Consider the following 23465-nt stretch of genomic DNA (forward strand, 5'->3'; position numbering starts at 1 on the left):
GAGCCAGACTGCATGGTCCTTCGCGTCTGCAATTTCCAGTCAGTTCGATAGGCATCACTTCCGGCACCTGATACATCCTGGTATCAGGTGCCGGAAGATGTAAAAAATGGTCCTGATATCTGCAGGATCGATAGTGCAAGGAAACGCTCTGGCCCCAATGCCAGAGCGCTCCCCTCAAACCAGCAGCATAAAGGAAAAAATGCTGCCGATATCTGATGATGAAAAGGGTGCTGGGGATGCCCTCGGGGAGGGGAACTGTATTAGTGCTTATGGGCGGCGATATCCAGGAGGATGTCAGCCAGTTCCTTTGGAGCAGACAAGAAGGGGCTGTGATCCGAATTGATAGTGTACACCTTCTCAAGAGAACTGTTTTTGATCATCTTTTCCTGGAACTCTGGGAGAAGAATATGGTCATTCAATGTTTTTATATAGAATTTGGGGACGCTCGCAAAATTGGAACCCAAATTGATCGGCTGGATCTGTGCGGCAATTGATTCACCGCCCAGGTGAAGGATAGCAATACCTGCCTGTTCATCAGTGAGTGAACCATAGAAGATTGATCTAGCGATCTTGGGATTCACAAAGGAAACCTTTTGATCTCTGGAAAGACTGACAAACCCAATATCTGATAGCTTCATCCAATCGGTTGGCTGGAGGCCATCTGTCATTCCGTTCATGCTTTGCCCATTCTGCAATAGAAATCCACAGAGTACGACCATCTTTTTGACTTTTTTGGGGTTGATCTCAGACGTTCTGCAAACAACCGCACCAGCCATGCTGTGGCCGACGAGAATGACAGGCTCAGACTGCTCATCTATCAGTTTGCTGACGAATTCAGCATAGGAGTCAATGTTCTGCCCGCTGATAGGTATCGCGTTGTCTCCATGCCCTGGCAAATCGACCGTGATGACTTTATTTCCCTTCGCCTCCAGCAGAGGTTTGACACGGTTCCAGAACCATCCAGAGTGCCACGCGCCCGGAATGAGGACATATGTTTGAGGTGTCACTGGATTCTCCTTACGGGTGTCAGCAGCCTTTGCCTGACATATAGAACCGAGTAGCAAGGCCGCCAATATTGGCAAGGTTGCAAACTTTGAAAAGAATTTTATCATTACCTTTTCCTTTCGTAGGCATATGCAGGTTTTTGTGAATTTATTGTTTCTGTATCTGCTCAGACCCTACTCTCTGGCTTAGGCCCTGCAGGGCAGGGCCTAAGCACTTGGGGGGGCTGCGTTCAGAAAATCCAGCTCCAGAGCCAGTTGAAGGCCATGTCCTCAATGGATTCCCAGGGGCCCTGGATGAGGGCTTCGTCCCCGGTGATGCCACCCAGTTCTGCCTTCTTGACTGCCCAGGGCGTGAGCATTCCCTTGTCTCCGATGCGCGGGGGGACGGTCTTGATGGGAAGGGGTTCAAGCGGCCTGGCCTTGATGCTCTTGTCGTACCAGCCGTATTTCATGACTGCATCGAGCATGGCGCGGTAGTTTTCCACCTTGGAATTGGAAGGGATGTAGCAGGGGCCGCTCAGGACGAACCCACCGCCCGGCATGCAGCTCTCGCAGACCAGTTTGACCCGGGCGTCCATCTCCTCCGGGGTGCCCAGGATGAAAAGGGTGCTGGGGATGCCCCCGGCGAGGGCCATGTGGTGACCGATCTCCTTCTTGGCCTTGAAGATGTTCTCCGCGGGATCGTCGACATCCAGGAGCATCGACCCCTTGGGCAGTTCGAGGAAGTGGTGCCAGTGGGCAGACCAGTCGCCCTCCATGTAGCAGCGGACCCTGTGTCCCGCATCGATAAGGGCAAGGAGGACCTTCTTGAAGGAGGGCCAGTAGAACTTGTCGAACTGCCGGGGCGACATGAACATGGGCTTGTGGGTGGGCACGAAGATCGGATACCGGCGCAGGGGATCCGCAGTGGAAAGGGCGAAGCGCACCATGATGGGTACGAGGACTTCGCAGGCTTCCAGGACCTTCTCAGGCTGACGCATGGTGTCCTTGAGGATCCCCTGCATCCCGCGCATCACATCTCCCAGCGCATCAAAGGGGGCCAGGAAGGCGCCTGACATGGGCTGGGGCATCCCGCACTGGGTCTGCAGCTGGATGCCACGATTCCGCATGATCTCCCCGTACCGCGCCTGGGCCAGCCCTCCCTTGAGCATGGCGAAATGGGAACGTGCATGGCCTTTCCCCATATCGTCGAAGACCCGGGGGATGAAGCGTTCGAGCATGAACTGGCCAGGGTTGGCGATCAGTTCGTCATACTCGTCGGCCAGCATGTTCTCGACCTCCACGAACTGGAGGGGGGTGTCAGGAGACAGGTCCCGGCCCGGAAACTTGTAGGTGTTGAGGCCTACGGCATCGCAAAGGGGTGTCCAGAACTTGTTGTTCCTCAGCACATCCACTTCCGTGAAGTCCTGGCAGAACTTGATCTCGCCCTCCAGCCATTTCTGGGGATCGTAGACGACTTCCTGCTTGCTGGTGCCCGCGTAGGTCTCGGCAAAGGTGTTGGAGCCGACGCCGATGGGCACACGGTCGATGGCTCCGAAGGTGATCGCACCCTGGTAACGCCCCAGACGTTCTTCAAAAAGCTGCTGCATGTTGTCTGCCATTTCATACATCCATGTGTTGATCGGGTTGTTGCTAGTGTATTGCGCCAGCTGCTATTCGGCCTTGGCCTGCAATTTGGTGTAGTTGTGCTTGTCCTGGATCAGGAAGAGGAAGATGGCGCCGAGGAGGGCCGGAAGAGCCAGGCCGACGAAATTGAACAGGCCCATCATCATCAGAACGCCAAGCAGGGTGGGGCCGGCGATTCCGCCGATTCGGCCAGCGGTGAAGCACACGCCCATGACCGTGGAGCGCATCGGAGGGGGATAGTAGGCTGCGATGTAACCGTGGGCCACGTTCTGTCCACCCATGAAGCCGACGGCGGCCAGGAAGACCAGGACGGAAGCGGCCATGAAGTTGTGGGTCACTCCCAGGAGGCTGATCGTGATGAAGGCCAGGATGTAAAGAATGATGGTGGTAAGCTTGGCACCAATCTTATCCGCTACGACACCACCCAGGTTGCTGCCGATCCAGCCGCCGACATTGAGGGTGATCAGGAAGGCCACGCTCGACTTGAAGCCGAAGCCCGCATTCATCATCAGCTTGGGGAGCCAGACGGACACGCCCCAGATGATGTAGTAGCACATGAAATACATGCCCCAGCTCATGACGGTCGAGAAGGCGCGGCCATCCGTGAACAGCGCTGCGAGGTTGGACTTTCCGGCGCCCTTGTTCACTTCAAAGGTGGTGCTGGCATCCATGAGCAGGCTGGGCTCGAACTTCAGCAGCGTCGCTTTCAGCTCATCGATCCGGTTGCTGCTGATGAGCTTCTCCGGGGCTTCGGGCAGGAAGGCGATGAACGCGGGGATCAGGAGAAGGGGGATGGCTCCGATGAACATCATGCCCTTCCATCCGAAGATGGGGCTGAGCCACATGCTCAGGGCGGCCGCCAGGATGCCGCCGATCTGCATGCCCGCCATGACCGAGGCGATCATCTGCGCGCGCTTCTTCTTGGGGGCATACTCGCTCAGCATCGCGATGACGTTGGGGAAGGAGCCGCCGATGCCGAAGCCGGCGATGAAGCGCCAGAATCCGAAGGTGTGGGGGGAGTTGGTGAAGCCCGTGAGGCCCATGGCCAGGCTGAAGAGGGATCCGCTGATGATCAGCGCCCGCTTGCGTCCGATCTTGTCGGCCAGGGTGCCGAACACGATGGAACCGAAGCCTGCTCCGATCAGGGCGTAGCTTCCGATCACACCCGCCTGGGCAGGATTCAGGTGCCAGGCCTTCATCAGCGTGGGAACCATCGTTCCGTATACGACCAGGTCATAGCCGTCGAACGAGATGAGGGTGATCATCAGGATGAAGAGAACCCAGTGGACTGGTCTGAACGAGCTCTCATCCAGTACCGTGTTGGCGTTGATTACGGACATAATGTTTTCTCCTGTGGTTTATTGATTGATAAAATATTCAAATCGCTCATTTCTTCTGAGGCATTAACTGCTGTCAGTCATGACGGCCCCTATCGGAATATTCCACACTTCAATTAGGATTGCTTACAACATTAATGGCCCTACTTAGTCCAATATCTTGTATCGGGACTTAAACAGGATGCTTTAGGCAGACGATTTATCTGTCCTTGTCTTGTGGATTATTAATCATTTCATCCTGAATGCTGATTCGCGATGAACTGATGGGTTCGGTACTGCCTAGTGGATCACTTGCATCAAATCTAGGACATATCGCATGGGTGTGCAAGGTATTTTTGTCCACCAGTTGGCATGTCAGGGTCTACCTGGTGGACACTTGCGATTTGCAACAATCACTCTCGGCTTCAAACGACAAAGCGCCCGGCCGGGGCCGGGCGCTTTGTCTGCATGGTTATCGCACTCTGCTCATCGGTTTCCCGACGAGCCTTGACCCCTGGTCCTAAGGCTTCCAGTGCAAGTCCTGCGTGTCCTGCAGGAGTCGCTCGATAAGCTCTCTTTCCCTGGCCTGGAAACGGTGTGTCGGCATGGCTATGCCTATGGCGCCATTCTCTCCGCCGGGACTTTTTATGGGTATTGCAATGCCGTTGACGCCAACCTGGTGTTCCTCGCGGTCTATGGCCACTCCCGTGGCCCTGATGGTTTCAATCTCAAGCAGCAGTCTGTCCCAATCCGTCATGGTGTTTTGCGTCAGGGGTGCAAGCTTGATCTGAAGGCGAAGGGCTTCCAGTTCTTTCTCTGACAGGGTGGCCAGGAGGGCCTTGCCGCTGGCTGTCGCATGGAGCGCAATGGAGGTTCCAATGGTGGTGACGGTGTGGAGCGGATAGATGCCAATGATCTGGTCCACCACGACAGCCATTCCGTGAGCCACGACGCACAGATTGACATTTTCGCCGGTCTTGTCTGCGAGTTGCATCAGCATTGGGCGAGCGATTTTGGTGATATCAAAAGGACGGATGTTGGAGGCGAAAAGGGCCAAGGTCGGGCCCAATCGGTACAGGCTGGTGGATGATGCCGTGATGACAATATTCTGCTCTTCCAGCGTGTCGAGGATCCGTCTGACAGTGGATCGTGGCAATTTGACATAGAGGCAGATCTCCCGGAGGGACAGCCCATCCGGATGATTATTGAGTGCCATGAGGATGTCGTATGACCGCGAGAGGACTCGAGTCTTTTCCGCATTCTTCTGCTCTGGCTCAGGGGAGTCTGTTCTCGTTTCCATCGGTTCGCTCAATTGGATTCCCATGTGTTTTCAGAGATGGATCGTATGTTGCAGCCGAGTGCTGATCGGGGCTTCGATCCATCCTCCCCCAAGCACCCGTTCCCCATCATAGAACGCCACGGCCTGGCCGGGGGTGACGGCGCTCTGGGGAGCATCGAAGCGAACCAGGGCCTCGGCAGGGCCGAGGTGCTCCACCCGGGCTGGCGTTGCAGTGTGGCGGGAGCGGATCTGAACCTCACAGCGTTCGGGGGGGGAGGCATACCAGTGGACGCCACTGGCCCGCAATCCAGTGGCCAAGAGATCCCGGGAATCGGTGCTGAGGATGACGGAGCCATCTCCGGCATTCAGTCCTATGACATGGGCGGGTTGTCCCAGGGCGATACCCAGGCCCCGGCGCTGACCGATGGTGTAGTGGTGCAGGCCCTGGTGGGGGCCGAGGATCCTGCCGGATGGGTCGATGAAATTCCCTGAATGGGTTTCGGTTCCATAGCGCTGGCGCAGGGATTCGGGGAAGCTCAGGCCTTCATAGACCAGGCAGGCGTCCTGGCTTTCATGGCGTTCGGCGGTGGGCAGCTTCATCTCCCGGGCCATGTCCCGGACCTGGGCCTTGGTGAAGCTGCCAAGGGGAAGCAGGAGGTGGCGCAGGGCATCCAGTTCCAGGCCGGAGAGGAAGTAGGACTGGTCCTTATGGCGGTCCAGGCCCCGCAGGAGCTGGGGTTCCGAACTGTCGTGGAGCACGCGGGCGTAGTGGCCGGAGGCGATGCGGTCGGCTCCCAGGCGCTGGGCGTGGGCCAGGAGCATCCCGAACTTGATCTCCCGGTTGCAGTGGAGGCAGGGGCTGGGGGTGCGTCCCGCCTGGTAATCGGCCCACGCGGGTTTCAGCACCTTCTCCTCGAAGTCGGCCCGGCAGTCCAGGACGTAGTGGGGGATATCCAGGGCCCCGGCCACGGCCCGGGCCTGGTTGATGGCGTCCATGGAGCAGCAGGAGCGGCTGGACATCCGGTCGTCGCAGGGGCGGAGCTGGAGGGTGACCCCGATGAGGGGGTGTCCTTCCCGCTTCAGGAGCCCCGCCACTACACTGGAATCCACGCCGCCGCTCATGGCGACAACGATGCGCGCATTACCCATTGTTCAGGTTGTCCTCAAGGTCTTCCGGGCCCAGGCGGTTGAAGATGCGTCGCCATTCCAGCTTGGGGGTGCCGAAGTTGATGTAGATGCCCACCGGGCGGCCCGAGGCCTTCAGGTGATTGAGCATCCGGGTGGCCTGCTCCTGGGTCAGCTCTGGATCGGCCTTCACCTCCAAGGCCACCTCCTGGGATACCAGGAGGTCGATGTGGTGGGTGCCAACCAGATTGCCTCGGAAGCGGACTTGGACCGGCACCTGCCGCTCCACCATCAGGCCCTTGTCTTTCAATGCGATGAACAGGGCGGCTTCGTAGACCGGCTCCATGAAGCCCGGGCCCAGCTCCTGATAGACCTCGAAAGCGGCCTCAAGGATGGGATTTGTCAAGGGTTCGAAGGGGAGGGGCATGCCGGAGAGTCCAGATGGACAGGGAATAATGGCCCCGTCGTGCAAATGAGATGCCTGCCATTCTCGCAAAATGACCCAGGGCCTTCAACATCAACCCTACGATTTGGGTCTCATCTTGGAATAAAGTGTTGCCGATGGATATCTGCGTCTGAATTCGCCAGCAAGAAGGCTGGGGCTGAATGTATCTCCAAGGATTGGATGTTGAGGATGCTGGAACTGAAGAAAGGAGCGCCTATGCAGAACTTGAAATAGGTGACTGACTCTGGTTAGTGAGTCAGGTGGTTTGGATTGATGATTTTAAATCAAAGTATTTTCATGTGTTAGGAATCACCAGATTCTCATTCATGGTCGCAAATTGACGCTGTCCACTGTTTATTGATCTCAACATCAATTTATATAATGTGGTGTGGCCATGTTTGTGATCCCAAGATTCATTCCGGCTATCTTTCCCTTGATCGGTGTTGCCTTCTCTTTGGCGGCGGATCTGGCCCCAGCCATCACGACCCAACCCGTCAGCCAGATTGTGAAACTGGGCTCGGCTGCGAAATACACGGTGGTGGCCAGCGGGACTGCCCCACTGTCCTACCAGTGGTACAACAAGGGAGTTAGAATCCCCGGGGCCAACTCCGCTTCCTACACGACGCCTGCCACCGTGAGCAGCGATTCCGGATCCTATTTCCGGGTGAGGGTGGCAAATACTGTGGGAGAGGCGATCAGCGCGAACGCGGATTTGACGGTGGCCGTCGCTCCAGGCATCGCGAGCCAGCCCGTCAGCCAGGTTGTGAAACTGGGCTCGGCCGCGACGTTCACGGTGGTGGCGAGCGGGACGGCTCCGCTGTCCTACCAGTGGTACGACAAGGGGGCGAGAATCCCCGGGGCAACCTCAGCCTCCTATACGACGCCCGCCACGGTGGGCAGCGATTCCGGATCCTATTTCCGGGTGAGGGTGGCGAACGTCGGAGGGGAGCAGACCAGTGTGAATGCGGGTTTGACGATAGCTGTCGCTCCATCCATCACGAGCCAACCTGCCAGGCAGACCGTGAAGCTGGGGTCGACCGCGACGTTCACGGTGATGGCGAGCGGGACTGCCCCATTCACCTACCAGTGGTACAACGAGGGGGTGAGGATCCCCGGGGCCAACTCCGCTTCCTACACGACGCCTGCCACCGTGAGTGGTGACTCCGGGTCCTATTTTCGGGTGAAGGTCTCGAATGTCGGCGGGGAGGCCACTAGCGTGAACGCGGGTTTGACGGTGGCTCTGGCTCCATCCATCACGAGTCAGCCGCTTGGACAGACCGTGAGCCATGGTGCCACCGCAACCCTCAAGGTGGTGGCCAGCGGGACTGCCCCGCTCTCATACCGGTGGTACAAGAATGGGGTGGGCCTCCCCGGAGCGATTGCGGCTTCATACACAACACTTCCAGCGGTGACTGGGGATTCCGGCGCGTATCGCGTCAAGGTGGCGAACGGTGTGGGGGAGGAGACCAGTTCGGAGGCGGTCCTGACGGTTGGACCCGCAGCCCAACTGATCCAATTCGGCGGGAGAGTTCCCCGGACCGATTTCTATGCGGCGAACGCAGCTGTCTTCTCCGGACCATTCCGAGGTACGGTTGTGTCCAATATTGGTGGAGACCTCCTGTTTCGTCACAATGCCGGTGCGGTGGGCGGCTTTCTGGATGACAGGACAGCCTTGTCATCCGCCCCTGCAGGGACTCTGGCCAGGAACTATGTCCGTATTCTCTGTTCGGCTGAACTATCTGAGTATGGTGAAAAGTGGGACTGGTTTGATGACTCTGATTGGGCCGCTGCAGAGACGAATCTTCACAATCTTGTCCTGAATGCAAAATCAGGAGGGATGGGGATTCTGATCGATACGGAACCCTACGCCATCTACGGTTTCAATCCATGGATGTTTGGCGAGCAACCCGCCTCGATGAGCGTCGAAAACCCTGATGGGCACACGTTCAAGGAGGTGCAGGCAAAAGTCCGAGAACGCGGTCTACGCTTCATCCAGATCATCCAGTCTGATGCCCCTGGAACTGAGATCCTGTTTACAACACTGTTGAGCAGCATGCGAGGGCTTCTTTATGATGGTGATGGCAGTGTCAGAGCCTCAATTGAAGCGGCGGATCTCCAGGGAAGTCCCTACGGCTTGCTGGCGTCCTTCCTGGACGGGATGCTGGACGGGATAGAGCCGGGTATGAAACTTATTGATGGGAACGAGGGTAGCTATTATTACAGCTATGAATCCGAGTTCGAAAGTGGTCGTATCTATGTGATGAACGATGCACTGGCTCTTATTGAGAATGATTTAAAATACAAGAATTATGTACGGGTAGGAATGGCTGTCTATCTGAATGGTGTTATGAATTATGTTGCTAGTTCAAAGCCTATCTATAACTCCTATTATTTTTCATCTAATCCAGAAACGGCATCCCATGAACGTCGTCGATATCTTGTGTACAACGTCTTCCAATCTCTCCGGTATTCCAACGGTGTGGCTTGGCTCTGGTCGGATTCCAGTGGCACTGACCTGGACTGGTGGACGCCGTCCACGGTTCCGGTTCAGATCAGCGATGCAATCCGTGAGGCCGTGTCGCTATACAATCAGGGCCTGCCTGACGGGTACTTTGATGATATCCCCGGGATCATGAGCGCAGCTGAGGGGCGGAAGATCCGTATTACAGGTACCGTTACCGATGACGCCGGCCCTCTGTCCGGGGTGAAGATGAAGGCTCTCAGTTCACCGGATTCCAGCGTGGACAACATCTACTGCACCGATACCGATTTGAATGGTAATTATATTTGTTATATCAAAATTGGCTGGAGCGGCACTTTGAGGCCGGATCTCGCAGGCGTCGTGCCGTCCTCACGATCCTATACGTCGCAATCAACCCCTGTTGGAAACCAGGATTTTCATCAATAGGGGACATCCCAACCTGCAGATTCATCTCTGGAACAGGGTTTGCCGAACAATTCCTTGTAATGGACGCTGAACCAGGATTTCCAGAGGTTGCCATGTCTCTCCGCACTTCTTTTCAAGGCCTATCCGGCAAGATTCTGGCGATGAGCCTGGCCCCGGTGGTGGTGTTCCTGGTGCTCTTCTTCTTCGTTCTGCTGCCCAGGGTGCGCCAGACCACCCTGAATGCCAAGCAGGCCGGGACCCGCTACGTGGTGGAAACCGCCATGGGGATCCTGGAGAACCAGCAGGTCGAGGTCAGCGCTGGCAAGCGGACAATGGAATACGCCCAGGAGCGGGCGCACGCCCTGCTTGCAGGCCTTCGCTTTGGTGGGCATAACTACTTCTGGATACAGGGGCCAGGCCCCATCCTCCTGCATCATCCGGACGCAAGCCTTGAGGACAAGCCCATGGACCGTCTGGAGCCCAGGGTTGCCAAACTCTTCCGCGACATGGATCGGATCGCCCAGACGTCGGGAGGCGGATTCTATCACTATGATTGGACCAAGCCGGGGCAGGGGGAGAAGCTCTTTCCCAAGATCTCATACGTCAAGCGCTTCGATGCCTGGGGGTGGGTCCTCGGGGCTGGGATCTATGCCGATGACATGGCCAGGGATCTGCGTGCCATCACGGCCATGCTGACCATCTCGTCACTGGTCATAGCGGTCCTCATCTTCCTGGTCTCCATCAAGGTGTCGGCCCGCCTGGTGCGTCCTCTGAATGAACTGATTGAGGGGATCCGGAACGGGGATCTCTCCCGGAGGATCGAGGTGTCGAGCCGGGACGAGATCGGGCATGCTGCCAATGCCTTCAACGACTACAACGCCTCGCTGCGCACCGTGGTACTGGATGTCCGCAACTATGCCGAACAAGCTGCCTCCGGGAGCACGGAACTGGCGGCGAGCGCTGAGGAGATGGCCCGCACGATCTCCGAGATCGCCAAGGTGGGGGAGACCCTCAAGGGGGCGGGCGATCAGATGACCGATGGCATTCGACAGTTGATGGCGAATATCGAATCGACTGCCCAACGCACTTCCCAGACAGGGCTCCAGACCCGTGAGGCGGTGCACGAGGCGGAACAGGGGGTTCAGACCGGCAGGGAGACGGCCCAGGGGATGGGGGAAATCCAGGAGGTTACGGCGCAGATCGTGAAGGCCGTCCAGGTCATCCAGGATATTGCACGTCAGACCAATCTACTCAGCCTCAACGCGGCCATCGAGGCCGCCAAGGCCGGGGCCCAGGGCAAGGGTTTTGCCGTGGTGGCCGAGGAGGTCCGCAAACTGGCTGAGCGGAGCCGGGGCAGCGCCCAGGAGATCGAGAACCTGTTGCTGCGCACCCGCGAAACCGTCGCCAGCGGGGCAAGCAGTGTGGATACGACGATACACAGCCTGGAGGCGATACGAAACCACATCGCCCTCATCTCTTCCAGCATCGGGGAGGTGGATGAGCTCAGCCGCCAGCAGAGCAGCACTTCCCAAAGGGTGGACCAGATGGTGGAGGCCAATGCTGAAGAACTCGCCCACAACGCGGCTGCGACACACCAGATGGCCGCCACGGTGCAGCAGGTGGCCTCCACTGCCGATGAGCTGGCCCGGGTCGCTGATGGCTTGAGGCGGGTGGTGCAGGGGTTCAAGTTGTGATAACCGTTTGCCATCAATAAAGGGACCGGATTGCTCCGGTCCCTTTATTGTGTGCTTCGTGTTGCTGCTACTTGCCGATCTCCTCGGGCAGGGCCAGGACGGCGCCGAGGTTGGCGCTGGTGACCATGCGGGAGTAGCGGCCCAGCCAGCCCTTGTTGATCTTGTAGGCGGGCTTGACCCAGGCGGCCTTGCGCTTGGCCAGCTCGGCGTTATCCACCAGCAGGTTCATGGTGCGGCTGGGGATGTCGATCTTGATGCGGTCGCCGGTCTGGATGAGGCCGATGGGGCCACCCTCGGCGGCCTCGGGGCTGACATGGCCGATGCAGAGGCCCGCGGTGCCACCGGAGAAGCGACCGTCGGTGATGAGGGCCACCTGCTTGCCCAGGCCCTGTCCCTTGATCATGGAGGTGGGGGAGAGCATCTCGGGCATGCCGGGACCGCCCTTGGGGCCCTCATAGCGGATCACCACCACGTGGCCGGGCTTGACCTTGCGCATGGCCAGGGCGGCCAGGCAGTCGTTCTCGCTCTCAAAGACGATGGCTTCGCCCTCGAAGACGAAGCAGCTGGCGTCGACGCCTGCGCTCTTCACCACGCCGCCGTTGGGGGCGATGTTGCCCGTGAGGACCGCCAGGCCGCCATCGACGGTGTAGGGGTTCTCGATGGTGCGGATGACCTTCAGGTCCTTGCTGTCCTGGCCCGCAATATTCTCGCCCAGGGTCTTGCCCGTGACGGTCATGGCATTGAGGTTCAGGAGACCGGGCTTCTTGGAGACTTCCTTGAGGATGGCGCTGATGCCGCCGGCGGCGTCCACGTTCTGGATGTGGACGTCAGGCACGGAGGGGGCCACCTTGCAGATGCAGGGGGTGAGGGCGGAAAGCTCGTTCAGGCGCTCCAGGGGGTAGCTGAAGCCGGCTTCCTGGGCGATGGCGAGGCCGTGGAGCACGGTGTTGGTGGAGCCGCCCATGGCCATGTCCAGCACGTAGGCGTTGTCCAGGCTTTCCTTGGTGACCAGATCCCGGGGCTTGATGTCGCGCTTGAGCACTTCGAAGATCTGCTCGGCGGCGCGGCGCATCAGGTCCTTGCGGCGGGGGTCCACGGCGGGGATGGTGCCGTTGCCAGGGAGGCCCAGGCCGATGGCCTCCAGGAGGCAGTTCATGGAGTTGGCGGTGAACATGCCGGAGCAGGAGCCGCAGGTGGGGCAGGCGGAGCCTTCGAGGGCGGCCAGTTCCTTTTCTGTCATCTCGCCGCTCTGCACCTTGCCCACGCCTTCGAAGACGCTGATGAGGTCGGCGGCGCTGCCGTCGGCCTTCTTGCCCGCCATCATGGGGCCGCCGGTGAGGAAGACCGTGGGGATGTTCACCCGGAGGGCGCCCATGATCATGCCGGGGGTGATCTTGTCGCAGTTGGGGATGCAGATCATGGCGTCGAAACAGTGGGCCATGGCCATGGTCTCCACCGCATCGGCGATGAGCTCGCGGCTGGGCAGGGAGTAGCGCATGCCCGCGTGGCCCATGGCGATGCCGTCATCTACCGCGATGGTGTTGAACTCGAAGGGGACGCCGCCCAGTTCGCGGATCATGTCCTTGAGATCGGCGGCGTACTTGCTGAGGTGCACGTGGCCGGGAACGATATCGGTGTAGGAATTGGCGATGCCGATGAAGGGCTTTCCGAAGTCCTCTTCCTTCACGCCAGCGGCCCTGAGGAGGCTGCGGTGTCCGGCCCGCTCCAGGCCCTTCTTGATGATGTCTGAACGCATGAATTCACTCCTTGATGGCGATTATAGCCGTTACGGGACCAGGGGGGCTGGCGGTGTCAGGGTAATGTTGTGATTAGAACTTCTCATGCTGTGTTTTTTGGGGAAGCGGTGTAACTTATGTCCATGATGGACGCTTCGCATCCAATTCTCTCCCGCTGCGAAACCGAGACCGGTCTGGTCCTCGCGCTGCTGCCCGTACCTGTGGTAGGGCTTGTGGTTGTACGCAGCGTGGGGCCGGAATAGATCACTGAATCATCCCATCCGGAACCCCGCTGACCCCAGGTCGCGGGGTTTTCTCAATACCCGATCCCGAAGGAGGAATCCATGGAACTGAGCGGTGCCCAAATCATATGGGAAAGCCTGATCCGTGAAGGCGTAGATACTGTTTTCGGCTACCCCGGCGGCACGGTGATCAACCTGTACGATGCCCTTCTGGACTATCCCGCCATTCACCATGTTCTGGCCCGCCACGAGCAGGGGGCCTGTCACATGGCCGACGGATATTCCAGGGCCTCGGGACGCACGGGCGTGGTGATCGCGACCTCCGGCCCCGGTGCCATGAATCTGGTGACCGGCCTGGCCAATGCCATGCTGGATTCCATTCCGATGGTGGCCATCACTGGGCAGGTCCGCTCCAACCTGCTGGGCTCCGATGCCTTTCAGGAGATCGATGTCACGGGTGTGACCCTGCCCATCACCAAGCACAACTATCTGGTGCAGCGCCCCGAGGATATCGCCCCGGCCATCCGGGAGGCCTTCGCCGTGGCTCGCACCGGCCGCCCTGGCCCGGTCCTGGTGGATATCACCACCGATGCCCAGAAGCTCAAGGGAAACTTCGACTGGGATGCGGCGGCGCCCAAGCGTCACCTGCGCCATATCCCCAGGCAGCCCTCCGAGGAGGCTCTGGAACAGGCTTGCAGGCTCATCCGCCACGCCAAGCGTCCAGTCATCCTCGCAGGGAACGGCATCCGCCTTTCCAGTGCAGAGGCCGAACTCTGCACCCTGGCCGAGAAGCTCAACGTTCCGGTCATTACCACCCTCATGGGCATCAACGCCCTCCCCGCCAGCCATCCGTTGAACATGGGGATGCTGGGCATGCATGGTGAATCCTGGACCAATAAGGCTGTTCAGGGGGCCGATCTCCTCATCGCTCTGGGCATGCGCTTCTCCGACCGGGTGACCGGCGATCTCAAGACCTTCGCCCCCCATGCCAAGAAGATCCACGTGGACGTGGATTCCAGTGAGATCGACAAGAACGTCAAGGTGGATGTCCCCGTCGTGGCTGATCTCCGGGCCGCCCTGACGGCCATGCTGCCCCGCCTGGAGGCCATGGAGCACGATGAATGGCTGGGTCATATCCGCAGCACCAAGGGCGAGGCCCAGGCGGAAGCCATCCTGGGGCACGAGGGGCTGATCCAGGCTCCCCAGGTGATCCACGAAATCTGGAAGGCCACCGAGGGCAAGGCCCTCATGGTCTCGGATGTGGGGCAGAACCAGATGTGGGAGGCCCAGTATTACAAGCACGAACACGGCCTCATCACCTCCGGCGGCCTGGGCACCATGGGCTTCGGCCTGCCTGCCGCCATTGGCGCCAAGATGGGGCGTCCTGACCGGGAGGTCTGGATCGTCGCAGGGGACGGCGGCTTCCAGATGAACATCCAGGAGCTGATGACGATCATCCAGGAAGGCCTCAAGGTGAACATCGCTGTTGTGAACAACGGCTACCTGGGTATGGTTCGCCAGTGGCAGGAGCTTTTCTACGAGCGCCGCTACGCCTCCACCCCCATCCTGAGCCCTGACTTCGTCAAGGTCGCTGCTGCCTACGGCATCGCCGGCGAATCCGTGTCCAGCTTTGACGACGTCGCCCCCGCCATCCAGCGCGCCCGGGCCGAATCCGGCTCCTACCTGATCGAGTTCCGGGTGGAGCCCGAGCTCAGCGTCTTCCCCATGGTGCCCGCCGGAGCCAGTCTCCACGACATGCTTCGCCGCCCTGAGCACGCCAAGGCCACGGCGAAGAAGAAGGCAGGTAAGCGATGAATACCCCTGGAGGTTCCATGTCCCACGTCTTCGTCGTCTATACGGATGATGAGCCCGGTGTCCTGAACCGGGTGACGTCCCTATTCCGTCGTCGAGGTTTCAACATTCACTCTCTGACCGTCGGTCCCACCGAGCATTCGGGGATCTCCCGCATGACCATTGTGGTCGAGACGGACGAGGCCGGGGCCAAGATGGCCCATGCCCATCTGGAGAAGCTTCTCAATGTCCAGCGGGTGGAGCAGCTCTCCCGTTTTCCCTCCATCGTCCGGGACCTGGTGCTGCTCCGGGTCAAGGCCGATCCTGATATCCGACCCCAGATCATGCAGTTGGGCACGGCCTTCCGGGCCGCCGTGGTGGATATCGCCGCCGACAGCCTGATCCTTGAGTGCACCGGCAGCGCGGGCAAGATCGACGCCCTTTTGGATGTCATGCGTCCCTATGGCATCCTGGAGATCGGTCGTACTGGTGCGGTCGCCATGGCTCGGGGAGCCGGGTTCTTTGGCGTACAATCCAGCTATACGGCTTCGGAGTCCCTGGCTCCCCAGCGCTGATCCCTTTCAATCTTGAACCCGGGCTGCTTCGCGGCCCTCTACTGGAGTCCCTCCAATGGCAACCATGTACTACGACAAGGATGCAGACCTTGCCCTGATCCAGGGCAAGAAGGTCGCGATCATCGGCTATGGCTCCCAGGGCCACGCCCATGCCCTCAATCTCAAGGACAGCGGTGTGGAGGTCTGCGTGGGCCTCTATGAAGGTTCCAAGTCCAAGGCCAAGGCCGAGCAGGCCGGTCTGACGGTGAAGACCGTCTCCGATGCCGCCGCCTGGGCCGACGTCATCATGATCCTGCTGCCTGATCAGACCCAGGCCAAGGTCTACAACACCGAGATCGCCCAGCACCTGAAGCCCGGCAAGACCCTGATGTTCGCCCACGGCTTCAGCATCCGCTACGGCTTCATCAAGGCTCCCGAGGGTGTCGATGTCAGCATGATCGCCCCCAAGAGCCCCGGCCACCGCGTGCGCGAGCTCTTCCAGGAGGGCGGCGGCGTCCCCGGCCTGATCGCCGTGGAGCAGGATGCCTCTGGCCAGGCCTTTGCCCAGGCCCTCAGCTACGGTAAGGCCATGGGCCTGACCCGCGCTGGCATGCTCCAGACCACCTTCAAGGAAGAGACCGAGACTGATCTCTTCGGCGAGAAGGCCGTGCTCTGCGGCGGTTGCTCCGATCTGATCAAGGCTGGCTTCCAGACCCTGGTCGATGCTGGCTACCAGCCTGAGATCGCCTACTTCGAGTGCCTCCACGAGATGAAGCTGATCGTCGACCTGATGTACCAGGGCGGCCTCTCCTACATGCGCTACTCCGTCAGCGACACCGCCGAGTACGGCGACTACACCGGCGGCCCCCGCATCATCACCGATGAGACCAAGAAGGTGATGAAGGAGATCCTCGCTGAAATCCAGGACGGCCGCTACGCCAACGCCTGGATGAAGGAGAACGAGACCGGTCGCAAGTGGTTCGAGGGCGTCCGCGCCAAGGAACAGGACCAGCTCATCGAGAAGGTCGGCGCCGAGCTGCGCAACCTGATGCCCTTCCTCAAGCCCGTGAACATCAAGCAGTAGGCGATTCCCGCTCGGGGACATCGTGTGACCAGCGCCAGCGGATCCCGGTGAACACCGGATTCCGCTGGCGCTTTTTCGAGGCAGGACAGATGAAGCTTGTCACCCGCGATCTGCTGGCACGACTTTCGGAAGAGGCCCGGTCTTCATTGCGGCTCCGCAAGAACCACAACCTCCATCCTTCCAATGAGTCCCATTGCCATCGGCTCCTGAACGCCATCGAACCCGGGAGCTACATCCGGCCCCATCGCCACCTGGATCCCGAGAAGGGCGAGGCCATGGTCTTGATGAGCGGACGCCTGGGGATTGTCCTCTTCTCCGAGGAGGGCGAGATCCGGGAGACGGTGCTGCTCTCCCGGGAGAACGGCGTCCTGGCCATCGATATCCCTTCCGGGACCTATCATGCCGCGGTGAGTCTTGAGCCCGGGACGGTCTTCTTCGAAGCCAAGGCCGGACCTTATCTGCCACTGAGCGAGGATGAGGCGGCAGCCTGGGCGCCTGCGGAAGAGGATGACGCACGTTCCGCCTACCTCGAGGGCTTGCGCCGCTGCTTTTAGGGGCCGTAGCGGAATGACTTGCGCTGTGGAGCTTGTCCATCCGGGCAGCATAGCCATAGGTTTTTCGATAGATAAATAAATAATCACTTTGGAATCATATGTAAGGTGTTTTATTTGAATAGATGCTTGATATGGATCCCTCCCGGGAGGCTGAGGGACAGGGTTGTCTCCATCTGGAAATTCCGTTGGACGGGTAGGGCGTAGGCCCGGAAACTGAGGACTACCCGTTGCATCGTGTGTGTTGATCTCCTGGCTTCGGCCTTTGAACGGCAGTTGTCTGGCTGCCCGAAGGGCACAACCCACACAGGCCGCAGGTCTGTTTCTGATTTGTTATCGTGAAAAAAATCATGAGTCGGCTTTCTCCTGACGGCAATTGGTGATCGTCCGGCCTGCTTTTGTTTGCTTGCTTTAACTATCAACACCATTGATTTGTGGGGGAGCCATGGGAAGCGGAAGGTTTTTGAAGGGCTTGGCGGCGATTCTGGTGTCCGCGGTGGTCGGCACCCTGTGCCACGCCGCGGGCGCTCCAGCGTCCGGGGATTTTGATGTCGTCGTCGTCGGAGGGGGCGGTTCCGGTGCCTGTGCCGCCCTCGCTGCCGCTCAGTCCGGGGTGAAAGTCCTGGTGGTGGAAAAGGAGCGCACCATGCAGGGCTCCTCGGCCCTCACCAAGGGCATGATGGGCATCAACACCACCTTCCAGCAGAAGGAACGGATGCACATCACGCCCATGGATGTCTTCCACCAGATGGAGAACTACAGTCACCTGCTGATGAACGCCCGCCTGGCCCTGGCCACGGTGAACAACTCCGCCGACACCATCGCCTGGATGCAGTCCAACGGGGTCAAGTTCTGGCTGCCCATGGAGCCCCAGCAGTTCGCCCACATGAAGGACGGCGAAGTGCCCACCATCATCTACCACATGTGGGACGGCTTCCAGGGTATGGCTGCCCTGCAGTCTGCCTTCGAGAAGGCCGGAGGCACGGTGATGTTCCGGACCGAGGGCTTCAAGGTCCGCAAGGGTGCCGATGGCGCCGTCTGCGGCGTGGATGTCCGCACCCAGGACGGCCAGGTGAAGACCATCAAGACCAAGGCAGTCATCGTCGCCACCGGCGGCTACATGGGCAACGAAGAGATGACCAAGGCCGCCGGGATCGTCGGTCACCCCATGGGCTGGATGTTCAATGATGGTGTGGGCATGAAGATGGCCTGGGAAGCTGGCGCGGCCAAATACAAGGAGAACGTCACCGAGTACCATGGCACCGGAATCGTCACCAAGGACAACAAAGAATCCCTGCTGATGACCAAGCTGGAGCCCTTCATCCACATCCCCCTTCTCTGGGTGGATCGCACCGGCCAGCGCTACTACAACGAGGATCACGTCTACGATAACGCCCTCGTGTCCCACGCCCTGGTGTCCATCGGCGGACAGGGCTTCGTGGTCTTCGACCAGGCCACCGTCGACACGTTCAAAGTGGCCAAGACGGGGATGCGCGATTCCTTTGCGCACATCCGCGGGATCCCCGGTGCCATCTCCGGCCCCCTGCCCAAGATCGAGGAGGCCCTGGAGGCTGGCATCAAGGAAGGCACTGTCCACAAGGGCAGCACCCTCGAAGAGCTGGCCGCCAATGCTGGCTTCCAGAAGGCTCCCTTCCTGGGCCAGATCCAGAGCTACAACGGCTATGTGAAGGACGGCAAGGATGGCCAGTTCGGCAAGGCCAAGGAACATCTGCTCTATCCTGTCGCCAAGGGGCCCTTCTATGCCCTGGAGGTGGTGACCTACAACCTGACGACCATCGGCGGCATCAAGGTCAATGAAAAACTCGAGGCCGTGGACCAGGACTCCTATCCGGTCAAGGGCCTGTATGCCGTGGGCAATGTGGCGGGAGGTCTCTACTCCGACAGCTATATGACCGTCGAGGGGCTGACGATGGGCTTCGCCTCCATCTCGGGGCGTCTGGCCGGCCTCAACAGCGCCAATTACGTCAAGTCCCTCAAGTAGCCAACCGGATCAAGAGAGAGGAACCTTCATGTTCAACAAGGCAAAACGCTCTTTTTATCTGCTTCTGCTGCCCTTCCTCATCGCGGCGACCTTCATGTCGGCCTCGACCAAGAACAGTGCGCTGCTGGCAGACAAGCACAAGACCAACGGAGTCAGCTGCGAGGACTGCCACCTGACGAAGAAGCCCACGAAGGCGGCCAAGATCGACAAGTGTCTGGAGTGCCACGAAGGCTACGAAGGCATGGCCAAGCGCACCGCCAAGAAGGAAGAGGGGCCTCACGTCTACCTCGCCAATATCAACCCCCACGACTCCCACATCGGCAAGATCGAGTGCAACGAATGCCACTCTGCCCATAAGGAGCCCCACAAGAGCTTCTGCGACCGGTGCCACACCTTCGATTTCGATTCGAACAAGAAGAAGCGCTAGCCCGATCTCGTCCGAGTTCGTATTTCCAGCCGTCCAGCTCCCGGGGAGACTGGACGGCTGCTTTCATTTCCTGATCTGAACGATAATGACCCGAGGAGGGCTCTGGTGGACCGCAGGCAGCTTCGATGTTTTCTGGCCGTGGGCGAACACCTCCAGCTGACCCGGGCCGCCCATTCCATCGGCCTGACCCAGCCTGGCGTCAGCTATCAACTGGCTTCCATTGAGGAGCTCCTTGGGGTTGCCCTGCTGAAACGCACTGGGAAGCACCTCTCGCTAACCCCCGCTGGGGACCTTCTGTACCGGGAGCTCCGGCGGCTATGCCTGGAGTATGCCCATGCCCTTGCCGATTGCCGCTCCCATTCCGACGGCGAACCATCGGAGACTCCTGGGCAGGAGGGGGCTCTTCCTGACTTCCGGAGGCTGCGCTGCTTCCAGGCCAATGCGAGGTGCTTGAACTTCACCAAGGCCGCCAAGGAAATGTGTCTTACCCAGTCGGCTCTCAGCTACCAGATCACCCAGCTCGAGGCGACGGTTGGGCGGGTGCTTTTCCTGCGATCCTCCAGGGTGGTCGCATTGACATCCACCGGGCATCACTTTTTTCGCTTCGTGGAGCCCTTCCTCCAGGAATACGAAGCTGTGGTCCGGCGTTGCCAGGGCCTGAAAGACCAAGTGGGAGGCTCCCTCATCCTCGGCTACGTGGGGGGGATTGAAATGCAGCTCCTGCCCCGCCTTCTGCTGGACTTCGCCAAGCAATACCCTGCTGTCCAGGTGGGGACGCGCTACCTTACCCTGGCTCACCTGTTCGACGCCATCCTCGATGGGGAGATCGATTGTGGATTCACGCTCCTCTTTGGGCATCAACACCCGGATGGGCTGGCGGTGCGAACCCTGGCCCGGGAGCCGATGATGGTGGTCGTTCATGGCGAGCATCCCTTTGCGGAGCGCCGGAGCCTCTGCCTTGAAGAACTCCGGGGTCAGCCACTGGTGAGCCTCAGTGAGGAGATGGGGGGGCCTGGGGTGGCCTGGCATCGGGAGGTCTGTGCGCGGGTCGGAATCGACTTCAACCGCGCCGAATTCCTTCCTGACTTCCAGTCCTTGTGGCTGGCTCTGGAGATGGGGCGGGGCATTGGCATCCAGCCACGGGAGACCTGTGAGCAGCATGGTGGCGGACATCTCCGGTACGTCAGGCTGGAGGACGCAGACATGAGTTTCGAATACGCTGTGGCGTGGCCTGCCAGAGGGGCCAAGTCTGGTCTGGCCGCCCTGCTGGGAATGCTCCCACCAGGGCGGTAGGCCTGAAAGGTCACACGGGGATGCGCAGTCTGGTGATGCCTTGCCCTGTCCAGTTCTGGAATCGCCACTTCAAGATCGTTTCACAGGCTTCCCTGGCGCCACGGAATGGCTTGGTGAAGCGAGCGGACAGGATATTGCCCCTGGCATCAATACGGAGTTCCAGAAAGGTGCCGGCCGGGGTGTCGGCAAGCAGCTTTGCCACGGTCGGCTCCTTCAAACGCTGGGCAAGCTCCGCCTGGCGGATTCCGAGCATTGGATCGGCGGTATCCGAGACGATGGGCTTCCGGTCACTCGGCTCCTCTCGCCGACATTCCAGGTCCATCTTTAATCTGGGAGCTGGGGCGCAGGCCATGGATTTGGCGAGCCTGCCTCCCACAGCCATGTTGGAAATGCCCTGGGGAAGGGGCAGGGGCTGGGTGATCAGCTGGGCTTGGCCGCTATGGTTGCGGATCTGGCTGTCGACGGCCACAAAGGAGGTGTAGTTCGTGAGCAGTCCATACTTCAAACCCAGTTCCGTGATGCTCTTCTTCAGGCCCTCTGCATCGCCCAGACCCGCATAGTCCCCCATGAGCTGGATCCGATGCCGGGCCCACAGGTTGCGCAGGGAGGCTTCCTGGTCCATCACCTTGGCCTTGGAGATCTCGAAGCTCTGACGGAAGGGGCCGTTGCCTGAAATGCCTGTCACTTCCACGGAGCCTGTCGTGCCGCCCTTCCATTTTCCGAAGCAGATGACGGGACGTTCCGCGAGGAGGTCCGGGACCTGGAGGGGTTCCACATCATAGGCCTGGAAGTTACCGTTGAAAGTGAGCTTCACGTTCGTAAGCACTGGCGAGGCGATGTAGTTGCGGAACCGTTCCGCCTGGGCCGGGGCTTCAGCCGGATTCGTCAGCACGAATGGCTCTCCCATGCCTGCATGGGCCATGCCCTCGATGAGATGGCGGTTCACGGAGGAACCGACGCCGAAAGCGAACATGTTGGCGCCCCCCAGGTTTTCGCGGATTACGTCAAGCACGCCGGGCTCCACAGAAACATAGCCATCCGTGGAGATGACGAAGGTGCGCGACATGCCCTCCGCGCGGGGTAGCGCCAAGGCGTGGCGCAGGGCCGAGATGATCTCTGTGCCCCCACCGCCCCTCTGCTGGCCGATGAATGCGAGGGCGTCCTGGATGTTCTCCCGGTTTGCGGGCCTGGAACCCTCGGGGGACCAGAGGGCGGAGCCGGACTCGAAGACCTCCACATTGAATCGGTCCTGGGGCCTCAGATGGCTCACCAGGTCCTCCATCAAGGTCTTGGAGATCTCGATGGGAAAGCCCATCTGGGAACCGGAGACATCCATGATGAAGATGAACTCCCGGGGCGGAATCATGGCGGGCTTCACGGCCTTGGGAGGCTGCACCTGGAGCAGGAAGAAGTTCTCCTCCGCGCCCTTGGCCAGCAGCAAGCCGGACTGGATCTGGTCACCTGTCAGCTGATATTTCAAAATAAAGTCGCGGTTGCCGCCGTGGGTTTCCGAGGTGTCCAGCTTCACGGATGCATCACTGGGGCCATCGTAGGTCACTCCGGTCTTGTGGGTCCCGCAGGTGATGTGCTGGATGGGCAGACCCGCTGCCAGTCGCACCTGGATAGCGAAGGCGGATAAAGGAGCCTCACCTTCGTTGGTGTAGGGATTGGCTACCCATTTTTCGGACGCGTCAGCTCTGGATGACGGTGTGTTCGAGTAGCGAGGCCCCACCACGGTGGGATAGACGAATTCATAGGTTCCGTTCGTGGGCACCAGGAGTTCGGTGTAGGAGAGTTCAACCCGGATCTCGTCTCCGGGCATGATGTTGGCCACATTCATCTGAAAGACGTTGGGGCGCTGCTGCTCCAGCAGGGAGGCGCTCCGGCCCTCCGCCCGTGCCTGCTCGTAATCCCGGCGCGCCTGCTCCTTCTCGCGGATCTTCGCCACGAGGGTGCGTTCGCCGATGGTCATCTTCATGCCGTATACTGCGGCCCGAGTGGAAGCAGGGAAGATGTAGACGGCTTCGATGGGGTTCCGGCCCTCGTTCCGATAGACCTGGGTCACCCGCACATCGGCGATGACCCCGGCGATATCCGTTTTCACGGAGGTGGATTTGAGGGGCAGCTGGTCCACACTGGGATCCTCGCTCTTGACCCAGAAGAAGGGCGAAAGTGTGGCTTCCGGCTTCCCCTCAGGGATCTTCGGCGCAGCCATCTCATGCTGCGGGACAGGTGCTGGAACCTTGGGCGCAGGGGCCTGGAACAGGGCCGCGCATCCGCTGATGGCGGTGACTGCTGCAGCCGTGGTGATGAAGAGATTCATGGGGTCCTCCCTTGGGGTGCGCACCTGGATGGCGCGTCTCAAGAGGGGAATGCCCTCCAGGGGAGGAATCCTTTCAGATGGATTTG

General features: G+C 59.8%; 17 protein-coding genes. 9 read left to right on the forward strand and 8 right to left on the reverse strand.

Annotation, left to right across the window (positions count from 1 at the left end):
- Positions 1-260 precede the first annotated feature (260 nt).
- The 6 genes from HOLFODRAFT_RS0201170 to HOLFODRAFT_RS18695 form a co-directional block, all read right to left on the reverse strand.
- Complete coding sequence (locus tag HOLFODRAFT_RS0201170; RefSeq protein WP_005037264.1) at positions 261-1112, reverse strand: alpha/beta fold hydrolase; 852 nt, start codon at positions 1110-1112, stop codon at positions 261-263.
- Between the two features lie 122 nt (positions 1113-1234).
- The gene (locus HOLFODRAFT_RS0201175; RefSeq protein WP_005037263.1) at positions 1235-2605 is read right to left on the reverse strand and encodes a uroporphyrinogen decarboxylase family protein; all 1371 of its coding nucleotides are present in this window, start codon (positions 2603-2605) and stop codon (positions 1235-1237) included.
- A 51-nt stretch (positions 2606-2656) separates the two neighbouring features.
- On the reverse strand, positions 2657-3970 hold the full coding sequence (locus tag HOLFODRAFT_RS0201180) for an MFS transporter (protein WP_005037261.1): 1314 nt from the start codon (positions 3968-3970) through the stop codon (positions 2657-2659).
- 496 nt (positions 3971-4466) lie between these two features.
- On the reverse strand, positions 4467-5270 hold the full coding sequence (locus tag HOLFODRAFT_RS0201185; protein WP_026938926.1) for an IclR family transcriptional regulator: 804 nt from the start codon (positions 5268-5270) through the stop codon (positions 4467-4469).
- Between the two features lie 6 nt (positions 5271-5276).
- A complete protein-coding gene (gene mnmA, locus HOLFODRAFT_RS0201190) occupies positions 5277-6374 on the reverse strand; it encodes a tRNA 2-thiouridine(34) synthase MnmA (RefSeq protein ID WP_005037258.1) in 1098 nt (365 codons plus the stop codon).
- Positions 6367-6777, reverse strand: a complete 411-nt coding sequence (locus tag HOLFODRAFT_RS18695; RefSeq protein ID WP_005037256.1) for a GxxExxY protein — start codon at positions 6775-6777, stop codon at positions 6367-6369. The genes mnmA and HOLFODRAFT_RS18695 overlap by 8 nt, the downstream gene beginning before the upstream one ends.
- A gap of 412 nt (positions 6778-7189) precedes the next feature.
- Here HOLFODRAFT_RS18695 and HOLFODRAFT_RS18700 point away from each other — a divergent pair, with 412 nt between their 5' ends.
- Together HOLFODRAFT_RS18700 and HOLFODRAFT_RS0201205 are read left to right on the forward strand one after the other, a co-directional pair.
- On the forward strand, positions 7190-9703 hold the full coding sequence (locus HOLFODRAFT_RS18700) for an immunoglobulin domain-containing protein (RefSeq protein ID WP_005037254.1): 2514 nt from the start codon (positions 7190-7192) through the stop codon (positions 9701-9703).
- Between the two features lie 92 nt (positions 9704-9795).
- Entirely contained in the window at positions 9796-11376 is a 1581-nt protein-coding gene (locus HOLFODRAFT_RS0201205) for a methyl-accepting chemotaxis protein (RefSeq protein WP_005037252.1), read from the forward strand.
- 67 nt (positions 11377-11443) lie between these two features.
- Here HOLFODRAFT_RS0201205 and ilvD read toward each other — a convergent pair whose 3' ends face one another.
- Positions 11444-13132 carry a dihydroxy-acid dehydratase gene (ilvD, locus tag HOLFODRAFT_RS0201210; RefSeq protein ID WP_005037250.1) on the reverse strand — a complete coding sequence of 563 codons (1689 nt, stop codon included), beginning with the start codon at positions 13130-13132 and terminating at the stop codon, positions 11444-11446.
- Positions 13133-13456: 324 nt separating this feature from the next.
- On the opposite strand from ilvD, the gene ilvB reads away from it, so the two are divergent.
- The 7 genes from ilvB (at position 13457) to HOLFODRAFT_RS0201250 (ending at position 21056) form a co-directional block, all read left to right on the forward strand.
- Entirely contained in the window at positions 13457-15169 is a 1713-nt protein-coding gene (gene ilvB / locus HOLFODRAFT_RS0201215; RefSeq protein WP_005037249.1) for a biosynthetic-type acetolactate synthase large subunit, read from the forward strand.
- Between the two features lie 17 nt (positions 15170-15186).
- Positions 15187-15720 carry an acetolactate synthase small subunit gene (gene ilvN, locus HOLFODRAFT_RS18705; RefSeq protein ID WP_005037247.1) on the forward strand — a complete coding sequence of 178 codons (534 nt, stop codon included), beginning with the start codon at positions 15187-15189 and terminating at the stop codon, positions 15718-15720.
- Between the two features lie 55 nt (positions 15721-15775).
- Complete coding sequence (ilvC, locus tag HOLFODRAFT_RS0201225) at positions 15776-16783, forward strand: ketol-acid reductoisomerase (protein WP_005037245.1); 1008 nt, start codon at positions 15776-15778, stop codon at positions 16781-16783.
- 89 nt (positions 16784-16872) lie between these two features.
- Positions 16873-17337 (forward strand): WbuC family cupin fold metalloprotein, encoded by a 465-nt coding sequence (locus tag HOLFODRAFT_RS0201230; RefSeq protein WP_005037243.1) that lies wholly within the window; start codon positions 16873-16875, stop codon positions 17335-17337.
- 442 nt (positions 17338-17779) lie between these two features.
- Complete coding sequence (locus tag HOLFODRAFT_RS0201240) at positions 17780-19336, forward strand: FAD-dependent oxidoreductase (RefSeq protein ID WP_005037241.1); 1557 nt, start codon at positions 17780-17782, stop codon at positions 19334-19336.
- Between the two features lie 28 nt (positions 19337-19364).
- On the forward strand, positions 19365-19763 hold the full coding sequence (locus HOLFODRAFT_RS18710) for a cytochrome c3 family protein (RefSeq protein ID WP_005037240.1): 399 nt from the start codon (positions 19365-19367) through the stop codon (positions 19761-19763).
- Between the two features lie 105 nt (positions 19764-19868).
- A complete protein-coding gene (locus tag HOLFODRAFT_RS0201250) occupies positions 19869-21056 on the forward strand; it encodes a LysR family transcriptional regulator (protein ID WP_005037238.1) in 1188 nt (395 codons plus the stop codon).
- A 10-nt stretch (positions 21057-21066) separates the two neighbouring features.
- On the opposite strand, the gene HOLFODRAFT_RS18715 is transcribed toward HOLFODRAFT_RS0201250, so the two are convergent.
- Positions 21067-23379: a VIT and vWA domain-containing protein gene (locus tag HOLFODRAFT_RS18715; protein ID WP_005037236.1), complete on the reverse strand. Its 2313-nt coding sequence runs from the start codon at positions 23377-23379 to the stop codon at positions 21067-21069.
- Positions 23380-23465: the final 86 nt, after the last annotated feature.

This window comes from Holophaga foetida DSM 6591 (genome assembly GCF_000242615.2).
In the GTDB taxonomy this organism is placed as follows: Bacteria; Acidobacteriota; Holophagae; order Holophagales; family Holophagaceae; genus Holophaga; species Holophaga foetida.